Source organism: Pantoea anthophila, assembly GCF_026104315.1.
Taxonomy (GTDB): domain Bacteria; phylum Pseudomonadota; class Gammaproteobacteria; order Enterobacterales; family Enterobacteriaceae; genus Pantoea; species Pantoea anthophila.
Genome location: NZ_CP110473.1, coordinates 1,665,899 through 1,680,846, shown reverse-complemented (window position 1 = coordinate 1,680,846; position 14,948 = coordinate 1,665,899). Strand labels below are relative to the sequence as shown.

Sequence of the window (14,948 nt, the reverse complement as noted above, 5' to 3'; positions counted from 1 at the left end):
GATCCGATCGCCCGTTACTCCTCCGCCGCAGGCTGATCCCAGTACTCATATTTATAGGCAGAACTGAGGTGGCGTTCGATGGTGCCGCGCGTGAAGATTTCGGTCTCATGCAGGTAGCTCAGGGTGCAGTTACCGACCTCATCCCATGACTGGCACTCGTCCACCGAGCGGATCGTGCTCAGCGGCGTGCTGGCCGTGCCGTTCAGACGCACTTCACGCCATTGCGGATCGTAGGTGTAGTTGTCCGTGCTGCGGGCGGAAGTGGTGCGTGTCACCAGTCCCTTTGGATTCCAGTGATAGTGAAACTCGCCGTTGGTCGTCGGGTCGCTGCCGCGCGCCACGCTCTTCTCCAGGCGCAACTGGCGATCATAGCGATAGGTCGTGTCGGTAAAACCGCTTTTTCCCATGCTGATAAATTTGTCAGAGGCGCTGGTGATATTGCCATGCTCCCCTTTCTGCCAGTTAATCGTCCCCTGTCGGTTGTCGACCACGACTTCCTTGCCCTCTTTCAGCACTTTCACCAGCCAGGCATATTCCGCCACCCAGCCGCCCTGCACTCTGGCAATGTGCTGCTCCATACTGAGGATAACGTTGCGCTCATTTTTGTCATAGCTGACGTCAGCCACGGTCAGGTCGCCGCAGGCGTCAAACTGGCCCAGCACCCGCTTTTGAGAATTCACATCCTTACCAAATTCCCCCGCAATCACCTGCTTCACTGCGCCTTTGGCATTGCCGCCGAGCAGAATCAGGTTATTGCTGTTGGTGATGGTTGTACTCTGCGGCCGGCATGCGCTGGCCGCCACGCTGCCACTGCACAGCGCAGTCAGCAACAGGATGAGAGCGGCACTCTGATTGCGATTCATAGGGTCAGTTCCGGGCAACGTTGCTGTAAGTGTAAACCCTGCCGTGAAAAACAGTGGCAACCGGTGACGAATTGAAGCTGCCGCCCGGAGTTATGCCTCAAGCGGTGCGGTGATGTAAGCGTAACGGATAGCGCGGCGGTTTGCGTGGCTCTCTGCGGTAAAAGTCCTGGATGGCAGTGAATAATTCATCTGAACGACGGCTGCGCATTGTACGGGTGGTCTACCCGGCTGATCGGCTTTAAGGGATATGAAAACACGCTGAAGCGGCGGCACGTATTTTCCTCGTCCGGATTCAGCAGGGAAAGCGAGGGAGCCATTCCGTATCAAGCTGGATAGCAAGTATTGGGCTGAAAACCGTCAGACAGTTATTTTCAGGCTGTCGCTATAATCGCCTCTGGCAGGGCTCAACACTTTTGCGTTGCTTAACGGAATTATTTATATTTACTCCAGCTTTTTATCCATACCGGTACTGCCGTCTGTCTGTATTACTCATCATATCGGGTTTATAACGAACGGAGAAAGGAATCATGGCGCGTAATATTGCCCCCGGATATTGTGTTGTGGAGAGACCCGGAACACTGGAATACCAGGCGCGAGAATTGTTCAGGGACGTTCAATCTCCAGCAGTCAGCCTGTTTATGAAACTTAATGCAGATACCCGCTATCTTAAGCCTGGGCAGATTCTGATTGTCGCTGATCCAGAGACACCCGCTCAAATCACCCTGCAAATGTTGCATTCACTCAGGCAGGCGAAAGACAAGACCAACAACGCCTTTACAGGGATTGATGGTGACGATGCAAGTTTTCTGCAAAAGCATTACGGTCTGATTGCCGCTTTGACTGGCGCGGGAGATAAGATTTTCAGCACAGCAGGCGATGCCGGTGAAAGATACTTCAGAGCCATTGAGCAAACTTTGACGAAAATTGAGGCCAGTTATCAGAATCAGTTCCGTTCGCAGGGAACGCTCATCAGCCAGCAGTTTTTCCTCGAGCGTAATCAGTTGCTAAACCAGCTTAGAGAACTGGTCAATAAGCCACTGTTAAAATCACTATCACGTTCTGTCGTTAAGTTCCGACAGTACGAAAATCTGAAGCGAGCCTTAAATCTTTCCAGTCGTTCAATCGTGCATGAGTGGTCAACGGTGGGCCTGGGCGGCATTCCCGGTTATTCATTCTATGTAGGCAATGCAGCCAGAGCGGCGCGATTCCTCAAATCCGGAGGATATATCGGAATAGGCTTTGCCTTTTTAGGAACCACAAATGAAGTCGCTAATGCCTGCAAGATTGGGCGAGAAGGTGAATGCAGTAAGATAGCATTTAAGGAATACGCTAAATTTGCCAGTGGTACATTTTCTGGCATGGCTGGAGGCACACTGGGTGCATCTGCTGGTATGGGCGTTTGCTTTGCAGCAGGTATAGTTACCGCTGGTGCCGGGGGGGTTGCCTGTGCTGCAGTGGGTTCGCTAGTCGGCGGGACCGCTGCAAGTGCAGTAAACGATTATTTTATGGATATGTGGTTACAATAATATGGAAAATAGGCTTTTTTATCTCGCTATGGGCTGTGCCCTTGTGCCTTTCTTTATTACCATTATACAGTTCGTGATCTTTTCCATTAACAAAGAGAAATATGAATCTTTGTTATCTTTTTACCATGATGCCAGGTTTGAATTACCACCCCTTTACAGGTTTTATGGGTCTATGGGTTTTTTGGGGTCGTTTGGCATGTCCTATTTCTTCTCAAGACTCAGAAAAGGAAAAAAGGTCATTTTTCAGCCCAGACAACACGTCGCTATTACCGAGCATCTGAAAGGCATGAACTACAACCTCACTGGATGGATTGATAATTACTATTACCTTTCACTTTCATCGCTGTTTTTGTATGCCGTTTTTTTAATAATTTCTTTAGTGAAAGCTATCATCACACAATTTTGAAACCCGCCTTTATCAGACGCAAAGAGAGCCAGAAATTCGTACGCGTAATGCATAGTCCTGGCCTTACTTGTACAGACTATTCAGTCAGAGACAGGTAGTGCGTTTTAAAGAAACCTCAGGCTTTTACAAAACCTGAGCCGACGCTGATTTGATCCTAAACCTTAATTTCAGACAAAAAGAACCCCAGCAAGCATACTGGGGTTTGGTACTTGCAAACACCACGTCAATGATCGGCGTGCTGCGCGGCAAAATCTGTTGTAGCTCAGGCGACCCGGACGCTGCTCATCTGCATCACGCTTTTCATCGCCTCAACCACATCGCCGTCGACGCAGTAGCGGCTGAACTCGTCGGTTTCGGCTTCTGAACACATGGAAACACCCGCTTTGCGGTAGCGCATCGGCGAGGCCATCAGGCGGCTGGCCGAGCTGTGAACTTCGCGAATGCCCATATCGAGAAACTTTTGCAGGTTGCTGAGACGTACCCCGGCACCCGCCATAATAGTAGGACCCGTGCTGGTCTCATTAAGTTCCCGGAGTAATGCAATTCCGTTTTCGGCGCTCTGCTGCTGCCCGGAGGTCAGAATCCGTGCCACCCCCAGATCGGTTAATGTTTCCAGGGCGCGCTTAGGGCTGTGACAGAGATCGAAGGCCCGATGAAAGGTGACGCTCAGGCCGTCACACAGCGCCATAATCTGACGCATCTGCCCCTGATGAATATGGGCATCTTCATCCAGCATACCAATCACCAGCCCCGGGAAACCGAGTTCACGGATTAGCGCCACGTCCGATTTCATCGCTTCGAATTCACGTGCGGTGTAACAAAAATCGCCCCCGCGTGGCCGGACAATAGGATGAACCGGAATCGAAATCGCCTGACGGGCCGCCTTCAGCATCCCCGCAGACGGGGTCAGACCGCCTTCGCGCGGGGCGGCACAGAGTTCAACCCGATCGGCACCCGCCTGTTGTGCGGTCACGGCGCAGTCCACGCCATAGCAGCAAATTTCCAGTGTGGTCATTCTCTTCTCCTTTACATGACTCTGGTTCAAGGCAGATTCATCAGTTAGTCTGGCTGCTGGAATGAGTTTACCGGGAAAGTTAACTATGGCATTCAATTTCGACCAACGGATAGACCGCCGTCACAGCGATAGTCTCAAATGGAACAAATATGCGGACCAGGACATTCTGCCGTTGTGGGTCGCGGATACCGATTTCCGATCGCCGGATTGCATCATCAACGCGATAAAAGCCCGTGCCGAACATGGGATTTTTGGTTACGGCGACACGCCCGTTGAGTTTATCGACAGCGCGATCGCCTGGCTTGCCTCACGCTATCAGTGGCACGTAAATCCGGAGTGGATTGTGGTACTGCCCGGCGTGGTGAGCGGGCTGAACCTGGCTGTCCGTGCCTTTACGGCCTCAGACGAACGCACGATAGCGCCGACCCCGATTTATCCCCCGTTTCGCGGGGCGTCAAAACTGGCGGAGCGTGGTCAGCTGAATCTGCCGCTGGCCCTGAACGCGGGACGCTGGCTGCTGGATCTGACGGCAGCCGAGGGTGAGATGACGGGCAGCGAGCGGCTGTTAATGCTCTGCAATCCGCAGAATCCAGGCGGCACCGTCTATCGCCGTGATGAACTGCTGGCGCAGCTCGCCTTTGCGCAGAAGCACGATTTGATTGTCTGCTCTGACGAGATCCACAGCGATCTGCTGCTGGAGCCGGGTGTTCAGCACATCCCGTTTGCCAGCCTGAGCGAAGACGCCGCACAGCGCAGCGTAACCCTGATGTCGCCGTCCAAAACCTTTAATATTGCCGGGCTTGGCGCATCCATCGCCATTATTCCGAACCCCGAATTGCGCGCGCGTTTTACGCGGTTGCGGCGCGGCATTGTGCCTGACGTCGATATTCTGGCGATTACGGCAGCGGCGGCGGCATGGCGCGAGGGTGAATCCTGGCTGGACGCGCAGAACCTCTACCTGCGCAGCAACCGCGACTGGCTGGTGTCGCAGGTCAATAAAATGACCGGCCTGTCACTCGCCGCACCGGAAGCCACCTACCTGGCCTGGATCGACGCCAGCGAACTGGGCGTCGCCAGCCCGGCGCTCTACTTCGAAAAACACGGTCTGGGCTTAACCGCAGGCCGGGAATTTGGCAATGACCAGTTTGTCCGGCTCAATTTCGGCTGCACGCGCGCGCTGCTTGACGAGGCGGTCGCCCGCCTGAAACGCGCGGTCGCCGCCCGGATTTAGTTCTGCTCGCTGGCGACAATCTCTTCCAGTCGCCACGGATGAAACTTGATTGTCGTCTGTCCATCCGTCACCGCCAGCGTCGGATTGGGCAGACGCTCATTCTCTCCCTTCGGCGCGCTGGTTTTAAACGAAATGCCCGGCTGCGTCAGTGCCGAGTCAGAGAGCAAGGCCATTGCGCGCATGCCCAGCGACTCAGGATCGCCACGTAACACGACCTCAACGTGTTCCCAGCCTTCATGGCGATAGCGCTTTTCACCCGGCCACGGCAGTTCCACCACATCAATCTGACACCCTGCCACGGTTAAGGGTTGATCGAGCTTAAACAGACAAATCGGTCGCCCGTTGATGACGGCGGAGGAAAATTCTGTGCCCATCTGCTGCAGACCCTGCTGCCAGCGTGCCGCCGTGGTGTCCTGATGACAGCGCACCGCAATATGGTCGATTTCATGATCGCAAAGAGACAAACCCAGGCGCTGCGCAAAGTTTTGCAACGATTCTTCAAAACGCTCTAAATCTGACTTTAAATCATCCAATTCTGCCGGAAAAGTATGCTTCACAACCCTTATTCCTCTCTCTTTATTTAACTTTTGTGACCAGTCTGCTTTATTGTCCGCCGGGAGTTAAGCGTAATAAATGATAAGATTCATCTTATTTGACCGGAAATTTAACGCAAAACCGCATAATAACATCTTTCATTTCGGATTTATCTCCTGTTTAGGACCATGAGTTCCTTGATGAAGTCATATTATATATATGATTAAATTAGACTTCTTTATTACAATAAGATAACTCTCATTTCAACCTCAATCAATTGCAGCTCTCCCTGCCTTCCTATAAATTTGACCTAACACAACCAAAAGGAATGGCTCTATGTCTATGCTCATCGTTGTCGCTGTCCTGATCGCACTGATGGGATTTGCAATTTCCCGCCACTGGAAGGTGCGTGAAGATAAAAGCGTTAAGAACCCCCGCCGTCATCTGAGACGTCGTTAATGCCTCCGGGAAACATCTTCTCTGGCTCTGTTTCCCCGCTTCATCCAGCTACTGACGCCCACTGACATTTCACGTATACTTTCCCCCTCATTTTTTTCCGTTTTGTCTGCCTCATCCGTTTCTGCCCGTCCGTGACGCGATGCTGTCAGGCAAGATGATGACAGTCCGGCTTAGCAGGCTCGGGCGTTGTTCAGCTTATGAAGGTAACTCGGTGAATATTCAGGCACTTCTTTCCGCAAAAGTCAGTCAGGCAATGGTTTTAGCCGGCGCACCCGCCGATTGCGAACCGCAGGTTCGTCAGTCCGCCAGGGTCCAGTTTGGAGACTATCAGGCCAACGGTATTATGGCCGTAGCGAAAAAGCTGGGACAGGCTCCGCGACAATTAGCGGAAGCGGTGATCCAGCATCTCGACCTGACCGGCATCGCCAGCAAAGTCGAAATCGCCGGACCGGGCTTCATCAATATTTTCCTTGATCACGCCTGGCTGGCGAAGCATGCCCGTCAAGCCCTGAGTCTGCCGCGTCTGGGCGTGCAGCTGGCTGAGCCTCAGACGATCGTGGTCGACTACTCTGCGCCTAACGTCGCCAAAGAGATGCACGTAGGCCACGTCCGCTCCACCATCATTGGTGATGCCGCCGTTCGTACGCTGGAGTTTCTCGGCCATCGGGTGATCCGTGCGAACCACGTCGGCGACTGGGGCACTCAGTTCGGCATGCTGATCGCGTTCCTGGAAAAGCAGCAGAACGAGAATCACGCAGAGATGGCGCTGGCCGATCTCGAAGCCTTCTACCGTGAAGCCAAGCGCACCTATGACGAAGATCCTGAGTTTGCCGAGCGCGCACGCAGCTACGTGGTGAAATTACAGGGTGGCGATCCTTACTGCCGTGAGATGTGGAAGAAGCTGGTCGACATCACGATGAGTCAGAACCAGAAGATTTATGACCGCATGAACGTCACCCTGACCCGCGACGATGTGATGGGTGAGAGTCTTTACAACGATATGCTGCCTGGCATCGTGGCTGACCTGAAGCAGAAAGGGTTAGCCGTCGAGAGTGAAGGCGCGACCGTGGTGTTCCTGGATGAGTTCCAGAACAAAGAAGGTGAGCCGATGGGCGTCATCATCCAGAAGAAGGATGGTGGCTACCTCTACACCACGACCGATATCGCCTGTGCGAAATATCGTTATGAGACCCTGAAAGCTGACCGTGTTCTTTACTACATTGACTCCCGTCAGCATCAGCACCTGGTGCAGGCCTGGACTATCGTGCGTAAAGCCGGTTATGTTCCGGAGTCGGTGCCGCTCGAACACCATGCCTTTGGCATGATGCTGGGCAAAGATGGCCGTCCGTTCAAAACCCGCAGCGGTGGCACCATCAAGCTTTCCGACCTTCTGGATGAAGCTTATCAGCGTGCGTACACGCTGGTGCGCGAGAAGAACCCGGAGATGAGCGAAGCGCAAGTCAAAACGCTGGCAGAAGTGGTCGGGATCAGTGCGGTGAAATATGCCGACCTTTCCAAGAGCCGCACCACCGACTACATCTTCGACTGGGACAACATGCTGGCCTTCGAGGGTAACACGGCGCCCTACATGCAGTATGCCTACACCCGCGTACTCTCGGTGTTCCGCAAGGCGGGTATTGATGCCGATTCGCTGGATGCAGAGATTGTCATCAGCGAAGAGCGCGAAGCCCAGCTGGCGACCCGCCTGCTGCAGTTCGAAGAGATTATCACTCAGGTTGCCCGTGACGGCACTCCCCATGTGATGTGTGCCTATCTCTACGATCTGGCCGGTCTTTTCTCCGGCTTCTACGAGCACTGCCCGATCCTGACGGCAGAGTCAGAGTCAACCCGCCTGAGCCGGCTGCAGCTGGCTGCGCTGACCGCGAAGACGCTGAAGCAGGGTCTGGATACGCTGGGCATCGACACCGTCGAGCGCATGTAATCGTCGCGGCGGAGAGGGCCTTCCCTCTCCGTCGCTGACCCCGCCTGCCTTATTCCCCCTTCTCTGAGTGGCAGAACGACCTCATGTCTGTAGCAGCGCATCTCATCAGCCGTCACCTTCCTGCGGTAAAGCAGTTGCAATGCTTTCTGGCTGTCGCGCATGAGCTTAACTTTCGCCGGGCCGCTGAACGCCTCAGAATGACGCAGCCTCCCCTGACCCGCCAGATTCAGAGTCTGGAAGATCTGCTGGGACAGCCCCTCTTCAGCCGGACGCCCCACGAGGTGACGCTCACCGAATACGGGCAGGCCCTGGTTGCTAAAGCGGAAGCGATCCTCATCGCCCTCGAAGCCTTAACCCAGGACGCGGGCCCTGTTGCCTCGCGCCTGCGTATTGGCGTAACCCGAACGCTGAACTTTGAAGCTATCACGCCGCTTAACCAGCAGCTCGTTGCACTTCATGCCAGTGACGAGATGGAGATGCCCAGCCTGACCTCCGCGCAGCTGCTGCAGAACCTGGCCCGTAACACGCTCGATTTAATCCTCACCGGAGAAAAAGACGCGGAGGCTGATGAGGCCGTCCACTACGCCTGGGTTTACCGCGAGCCGCTGCTGGTCGTCCTGCCCGCCTCCCATCCTGCCGCACGGGCGGAACAGGTTTCGCCTGATGCCGTGGCTGACCTGCCCCTGTTCTGGTTCGCGCGCAGTGCCAATCCGCTGTTCTACGACAAATGTGAGCGCTACTTCGCCACGCTTCGCGTAGCGCTGAAACGGCAGCGGGAGCCGGAAGATTCACTGCTGATGCTGTCCCATATCGCCAGAGGCAAGGGTTTCGCCCTGATGCCCCGCTCAAAATGTACCTTCAATCAGGCCGGACTCTGCTACCGGCCGCTGAGCGAACGCGCGGCCCGGCACTTGGCAATTGATGTGTATGCCGCTATCCGTGCCGATGAAAAAAACGAGGCGGTTCTCGCAGCGCTGGAAAAATTATCCCCTCAAAAGTAAGCCATCCCTTAAAAACAGCCGCACTTCATCGGCGAAAATATATTTACGCTGCTCTCAAAAAGAAGCGTTAATTTCCCATTCCCGCCGTTTTCAGTTGTGCAATTAATAACCTCCCCCCCCGCCGCTTATCCGGTTAATTATTCACCTGCCTGATACCTTTCTGGTATTGCCAGAACAGCAATTCATGGCTGCCGGCGCGAGTGAAACAATGGCGACTCACTCACGAGGAGAGACAATGAAAACACGCACGTTATCTCAGGGGCTGGAGGTCAGCGCGATCGGTTATGGTGCAATGGGGCTGAGCGAATTTTATGGTCAGACCGACGACCGCCACTCACTGCAGCTGCTTAACCAGCTACGCGAAACCGGCATCACCTTTATCGACACCGCCGATCTTTATGGCCGTGGCCACAACGAGCAGTTGATCGGTCAGTTTCTTGCCGGGCTGAGCCAGGCCGACCGGCAGACATTTACCGTCGCCACCAAATGTGGCATCGCCCGGCCAGCGGATGAGGCCTATGCCCGCACCATCAATAATGAGCCGGACTACATTATCCGCAGCTGCCACGCGTCGCTGAAACGGCTGGGCGTTGAGCGCATCGACCTGTTCTATCTGCATCGTATCAGTCCGGCGACACCGATTGAGGAGAGCATGGCGTGCCTCAGCAGTCTGGTGCAGCAGGGCAAGATTGCACAGATTGGATTATGCGAAGCCTCCGCCGCCACGCTGAAGCGGGCGCACGCCGTGCATCCTCTGGCGGCATTACAGACGGAGTATTCACTCTGGACGCGGGACATTGAGGCGGCGATCCTGCCAATGGTGAAACAGCTCGGCATCGGACTGGTGCCCTACTCGCCGCTGGGCAGAGGTTTTCTTACTGGTAAATACCGTAACAACAGCGATTTTACTGAAGGCGACTTCCGCAAAAATAATGACCGCTTCCAGCAACAAAATCTCAACCACAATCTCAGCCTTCTTAACGCGATCGCGCCGCTGGCTGAGAAATATCACGCCACCAGCGGGCAGATTGCGCTGGCGTGGTTACTGGCTCAGTATGAAAAAGTGGTGCCGATCCCGGGCACGAAGCAGCTCGTCTGGCTTCATGAAAATGCCGGGGCCGCAGAGATTGAACTGGAAGAGGCCGATGTCCGGCTGCTGAATGGCCTGCATCAGCAGATCGAAGTCAAAGGTGGCCGCTACTCTGAGGAGGGAATGAAGGGGGTAAATGGCTGACCCCGATTAGCACTTGCGCACTGTGCAACGGTGCGCTAAGCTGATTTCAACATGATACAGGGAGGTCATGATGTGGCAACGTTAAGGAACATCGACAGTTTCAGGGATGAATGGCTCAGGGACTTTTTTTTATATGGGAAACATTCCGGAAAAATCCCGATGACACTCTCATCAGCCCTGGCCAGAAAGCTCGATATTATTAATGCCGCGGTAAACTATCAGGATCTGAGATCACCACCAGGCAATCGTTATGAGGAGCTGAACCCACCCCTGAAAGGATATGCAGCAATCAGAGTCAATGAGCAATACCGGCTGATTTTCAAATGGATCGACGGTAAGGCTGTTGATCTCTATCTGGACCCGCATAGCTACAAAAGACACAAATGATAATCACCAGACATCCTGATGTCGGACGCTGCCACCCTGCCGGCAGCATCATCAGACGCTGAAAGAGATGAAGAGAGCAACGATATGAATCAGGCGACCCGAAAACCGACCACTGTTGGCGACGTGTTACTTTACGAATACCTGGAGCCAGCTGGCCTGAAAATCCTTGATTTAGCAGAGATGCTGAAGGTACACCGTAACACCGTCAGCGCTCTGGTGAACAATAACAGGAAGCTGACACCGGATATGGCTTTCAGACTGGCTGCGGCCTTTGAGACCAGTGTGGAGTTCTGGCTTAACCTGCAGAACAGTGTTGATGTCTGGGAAGTGATGCACGATGCACGCGCTCAGGAGGAGATCAGTCGCGTGACCCCGCTGAAGATGTTTCTGGCGCAGAAAGAGAATCAGGTGGCGTGAAAGTGAAGAACGTCGCCCTGACGGCGCGTTTACAGGCAAATCTTTCAACGGACACCAGGGCCGCGCTGAGCGCGCCCTGATATCACATCTCCCGGATCTCAGGCTTCTTTCAGGCTCTCCGGTAACCGCCCTACTCGTAGTTGACCATCACTTCGCTGCTGACCACCCGCAAACCTGGCGGCAGCGCCCCGCTTCCGGCAAAACCAAACACCATATGCAGCGGTTCATCGGCACTCAGATGGGCCAGCCCGCGCGTCACCCCGCTGGCCCCCTCCAGCGTTGCGCAGCGCTGCACGCCGCAGAGCCGAACCTCCAGACCGGAAGGCGCCGGCCGGCTCAGCTCATAACGCCAGCTGATTACGCTGACCTCACCGCCGACACCGGTGGGGGGCGTCAGCGGCTGCGACCGCATCCAGCTGCCCCGGTTTGCCAGCGGTGGCCCGCTGGCACTGCCACTCCAGGCCCCGCCGGCCGCCTGTGCCATCAGCGGCAGAAGCAACAACAGAGCGATTGGCCAGCGCATTATTTGCCTCCGATAGTGGCGGTCATGCGGATCTGGCGGTTGTCGCTCAGCTCCAGATTTGAAATTACCACCAGCTGTGGCAGGTTGCGGCGCAGGAAACGTGCCAGCAGCGCACGCAGCGGATGATTGACCAGCAGCACCGGTGGCGCGCCCAGCATCTCCTGACGCTGCAACGCCGCCTGTGCCTGGCTTAACAGCCGATCGGCCAGCCCCGGCTCCAGCCCGCCGCCGCCCTGCAGGGCCTGCAGCAACAGCCGCTCCAGCGTCGAGTCCAGCCCGATCACCTGCACCTCATCATTACCCGGGAACCACTGCTGGGTAATCGCACGGCCCAGCGCCACACGAACGACGCTGGTCAGCTCCTGCGGATCGCTCTGCACCGGCGCATGCTCCGCCAGCGTCTCAATGATGGTTCGCATATCGCGAATCGACACCCGCTCAACCAGCAGGTTCTGCAACACTTTATGCAGTGTCGTCAGCGTGATCACACCCGGCACCAGATCTTCGGTCAGCTTCGGCATCTCCTGCGTCACCCGATCCAGCAACTGCTGCGCTTCCTGACGACCAAACAGCTCGCTGGCGTACTGACCAATCAGGTGATTCAGGTGGGTCGCGACGACGGTACTGGCTTCCACTACGGTAAAGCCCTGAATCTGCGCCTGCTCTTTCAGCGCGCTGTCAATCCAGACCGCCGCCAGGCCAAAGGCGGGATCGACTGTCGCTTCACCCGGCAGCGAGCCAGCCGCCGTGCCTGGGTTGATCGCCATCCAGCGGCCAGGGTACGCATCCCCGCTGCCAATCTCCACTCCTTTCATCAGAATGCGGTAGCGTGCAGGCGGCAGCTCCATATTGTCGCGAATGTGCACGACCGGCGGCAGGAAACCCACATCCTGAGCGACCTTCTTACGGATACTGCGGATACGCCCCAGCAGCTCGCCATTTTGCTGATGATCGACCATCGGAATCAGGCGGTAGCCCACTTCCATGCCCAGCGTGTCTTCCAGCTGCACATCGGTCCAGGAGGCTTCCGTAGTGGCAGGCGTGTCCGCCGCCGCTTTGTTACTGATGCTGCCTGCACTGTCCACTTTCTTCTTCGGCTGCATTTCGCGGCCGCGCAGCCACCAGGCCAGACCCAGTAAGGCCGCGGTAAACAGCAGGAAGACAAAGTTAGGCATGCCCGGCACCAGGCCCAGCAGACCGATTACCCCGGCGCTGAGCATCAGCACGCGCGGATCTTTGAACAGCTGGGTGACCATCTGCTCGCCCACATCCTGATCGGTGGCGACGCGCGTCACGATAACACCAGCCGCGGTGGAGATAACCAGCGCCGGGATCTGAGCGACCAGACCATCACCGATGGTCAGCAGGGTATAGGTTTCTGCGGCATGACCCACATCCATACCGTGCTGCACCACGCCGACCAGCAGGCCGCCGATGACGTTAATCACCATGATCATGATGCCTGCGATGGCATCCCCGCGAACGAACTTACTGGCACCGTCCATCGAGCCATAAAAGTCCGCTTCCTGGGTCACTTCCGCACGGCGACGCTTGGCCTCATCTTCGCCGATCAGACCGGCGTTGAGGTCGGCATCGATTGCCATCTGCTTACCGGGCATCCCGTCCAGCACAAAGCGCGCGCCAACTTCCGCGATACGCCCGGCACCCTTGGTAATAACCATGAAGTTGATGATGACGAGGATGATAAACACCACGATACCGATGGCGAAGTTTCCGCCCACCAGGAAGTGGCCGAACGCTTCCACCACCTGCCCCGCCGCCGCGGCCCCCGTGTGTCCTTCCATCAGGATGATACGGGTCGATGCGACGTTGAGCGCCAGGCGCAGCAGCGTAGAGAAGAGCAGGATGGTCGGGAATGCCGCAAACTCCAGGGTCCGCTGGGTGAACATCGACACCAGCAGGATCATGATTGACAGCGCAATGTTAAAGGTAAACAGCAGATCGAGGATGAATGGCGGTAAAGGCAGCACCATCATCGACAGGATCATCAGGATCAGCACCGGACCTGCCAGCACCTGCCACTGCATCTCTTTAAAGTTACCCGGTAAACGTAGTTTTGCGGCCAGGTTGTTAGCCATCGTTTTTGCTCTCTCCTGCAAAGTCCATCTCTGCCGGAACCGGCAGGTTTTTTGGTTTGGCTGGGATCAGGCCGCCTTCACGCTTCCAGCGGCGTGACTGCCAGACCCATGCCAGTACCTCTGCCACGGCAGCATAAAGCGCGCCGGGGATGTGCTGACCAATCTCAGTGTGTCGATACAAGGCACGCGCCAGCGGCGGTGCTTCCAGAACCGGGATACGGTGCTCCGCGCCCAGTTCACGAATTCTCAGGGCTATCTCGCCTGCGCCTTTGGCGACGACTTTTGGCGCACTCATCTTCTTCTCGTTGTACTGCAGCGCCACCGAGTAGTGCGTCGGGTTGGTGACGATCACGTCAGCTTTCGGCACATCCGCCATCATGCGGCGGCGCGCGGCGGCACGCATCTGCTGGCGGATACGCCCCTTAACGTGCGGGTCACCCTCCTGCTGCTTATGCTCGTCGCGGATCTCCTGCATCGACATCTTCAGCTTTTTGAAGTGGCTGTAGAGCTGCCAGAAGACGTCATACCCCACCATCGGCACCAGCCCCAGCATCACCAGCGAACAGCAGACGGCGATCATCTCCATGCCGTGGATCAGCGCGTTAATCGGGGCTTCGCTGATCAGCCGCAGCATCTCCGGCCAGTGGCTCCAGATGTACCACCAGCCCACGGCACCGACGAGAATGGTTTTGAGCACGCCTTTAAACAGTTCGGTCCAGGCCTGAGCGGCAAACATCCGCTTGAAACCGGCCATCGGACTCAGTTTTTTCAGGTCGAACTTGATCGATTTGCCGCTGAACACGATACCGCCCAGCAGCATGGGGGCGGCAATCGCCACCAGCACCAGCCCGCCCATCAGGGGCAGCAGCGCCATCAGCGCCTGCGTGATCAGTCCGCCGATGTGGCTGACAATGATTTTGTCATCTCTGACCATGCCATGATCAAAGCGGAGGCCGGTGGCCACCATCGCGGCCAGCCGGTGCGCCATCATGTTGCCGCCTACCCACAGGATCATGATGCCGGCCAGCAGCATCAGTAATGACGTCAGTTCGCGCGAACGCGGAATCTGGCCCTCTTCACGCGCTTTCTCAAGTCGGTGGGCCGTGGGCGATTCTGTTTTGTCTTCGTCGCTTTCTTCAGCCACGACAAACCTCAGCTGGCAGGAATTCTGAGCATAGGATGCCAAATCTGGCTTAAGTCAAAGCGGAGATAAGATGGGGAAAAAGGGCGTTCTTTCGGGGATGAATCTGGCAATGGGGAACGGGGCCACCGGAGGGTGACCCTGTTTCAGGGGAGTACAGCGCTGTTGCC

Annotated in this window: 14 protein-coding genes; 8 read left to right on the top strand and 6 right to left on the bottom strand. The window is 56.0% G+C overall.

Annotation, left to right across the window (positions count from 1 at the left end; translation table 11 throughout):
- Window positions 1–14 precede the first annotated feature (14 nt).
- Window positions 15–863, bottom strand: a complete 849-nt coding sequence (locus OJ965_RS10300; protein ID WP_154928298.1) for a hypothetical protein — start codon at window positions 861–863, stop codon at window positions 15–17.
- Between the two features lie 527 nt (window positions 864–1,390).
- Between OJ965_RS10300 and OJ965_RS10295 the strand changes: the two genes are divergently transcribed.
- A complete protein-coding gene (locus tag OJ965_RS10295) occupies window positions 1,391–2,389 on the top strand; it encodes a hypothetical protein (RefSeq protein ID WP_265139143.1) in 999 nt (332 codons plus the stop codon).
- Window positions 2,390–3,057: 668 nt separating this feature from the next.
- Here OJ965_RS10295 and cutC read toward each other — a convergent pair.
- On the bottom strand, window positions 3,058–3,810 hold the full coding sequence (gene cutC / locus OJ965_RS10290) for a copper homeostasis protein CutC (protein ID WP_265139142.1): 753 nt from the start codon (window positions 3,808–3,810) through the stop codon (window positions 3,058–3,060).
- An 85-nt stretch (window positions 3,811–3,895) separates the two neighbouring features.
- Here cutC and OJ965_RS10285 point away from each other — a divergent pair, with 85 nt between their 5' ends.
- On the top strand, window positions 3,896–5,041 hold the full coding sequence (locus tag OJ965_RS10285) for a MalY/PatB family protein (RefSeq protein WP_265139141.1): 1,146 nt from the start codon (window positions 3,896–3,898) through the stop codon (window positions 5,039–5,041).
- On the opposite strand, the gene OJ965_RS10280 is transcribed toward OJ965_RS10285, so the two are convergent.
- Entirely contained in the window at window positions 5,038–5,598 is a 561-nt protein-coding gene (locus tag OJ965_RS10280) for a VOC family protein (protein ID WP_265139140.1), read from the bottom strand. The two genes, OJ965_RS10285 and OJ965_RS10280, sit on opposite strands and share 4 nt — an antisense overlap.
- A gap of 313 nt (window positions 5,599–5,911) precedes the next feature.
- Between OJ965_RS10280 and OJ965_RS10275 the strand changes: the two genes are divergently transcribed.
- The 6 genes from OJ965_RS10275 (at window position 5,912) to OJ965_RS10250 (ending at window position 11,015) form a co-directional block, all read left to right on the top strand.
- Complete coding sequence (locus OJ965_RS10275; RefSeq protein WP_009089698.1) at window positions 5,912–6,034, top strand: hypothetical protein; 123 nt, start codon at window positions 5,912–5,914, stop codon at window positions 6,032–6,034.
- A gap of 211 nt (window positions 6,035–6,245) precedes the next feature.
- A complete protein-coding gene (argS, locus tag OJ965_RS10270; protein ID WP_265139139.1) occupies window positions 6,246–7,976 on the top strand; it encodes an arginine--tRNA ligase in 1,731 nt (576 codons plus the stop codon).
- Between the two features lie 83 nt (window positions 7,977–8,059).
- Window positions 8,060–8,977 (top strand): LysR family transcriptional regulator, encoded by a 918-nt coding sequence (locus tag OJ965_RS10265; protein WP_265139138.1) that lies wholly within the window; start codon window positions 8,060–8,062, stop codon window positions 8,975–8,977.
- 235 nt (window positions 8,978–9,212) lie between these two features.
- Window positions 9,213–10,211 carry an aldo/keto reductase gene (locus tag OJ965_RS10260; protein ID WP_265139137.1) on the top strand — a complete coding sequence of 333 codons (999 nt, stop codon included), beginning with the start codon at window positions 9,213–9,215 and terminating at the stop codon, window positions 10,209–10,211.
- A 51-nt stretch (window positions 10,212–10,262) separates the two neighbouring features.
- A complete protein-coding gene (locus tag OJ965_RS10255; protein WP_072052719.1) occupies window positions 10,263–10,598 on the top strand; it encodes a type II toxin-antitoxin system RelE/ParE family toxin in 336 nt (111 codons plus the stop codon).
- 84 nt (window positions 10,599–10,682) lie between these two features.
- A complete protein-coding gene (locus tag OJ965_RS10250; protein WP_140028698.1) occupies window positions 10,683–11,015 on the top strand; it encodes a HigA family addiction module antitoxin in 333 nt (110 codons plus the stop codon).
- 130 nt (window positions 11,016–11,145) lie between these two features.
- On the opposite strand, the gene flhE is transcribed toward OJ965_RS10250, so the two are convergent.
- Genes flhE through flhB form a run of 3 tightly spaced genes read right to left on the bottom strand, consistent with a single transcriptional unit; the run spans window position 11,146 to window position 14,781 of the window.
- The gene (gene flhE / locus OJ965_RS10245) at window positions 11,146–11,538 is read right to left on the bottom strand and encodes a flagellar protein FlhE (protein WP_009089686.1); all 393 of its coding nucleotides are present in this window, start codon (window positions 11,536–11,538) and stop codon (window positions 11,146–11,148) included.
- Window positions 11,538–13,637, bottom strand: coding sequence for a flagellar biosynthesis protein FlhA (flhA, locus tag OJ965_RS10240; protein ID WP_046102007.1), 2,100 nt, complete (start codon window positions 13,635–13,637; stop codon window positions 11,538–11,540). The genes flhE and flhA overlap by 1 nt, the downstream gene beginning before the upstream one ends.
- Window positions 13,630–14,781: a flagellar biosynthesis protein FlhB gene (flhB, locus tag OJ965_RS10235; protein WP_046102008.1), complete on the bottom strand. Its 1,152-nt coding sequence runs from the start codon at window positions 14,779–14,781 to the stop codon at window positions 13,630–13,632. The genes flhA and flhB overlap by 8 nt, the downstream gene beginning before the upstream one ends.
- Window positions 14,782–14,948 lie beyond the last annotated feature (167 nt).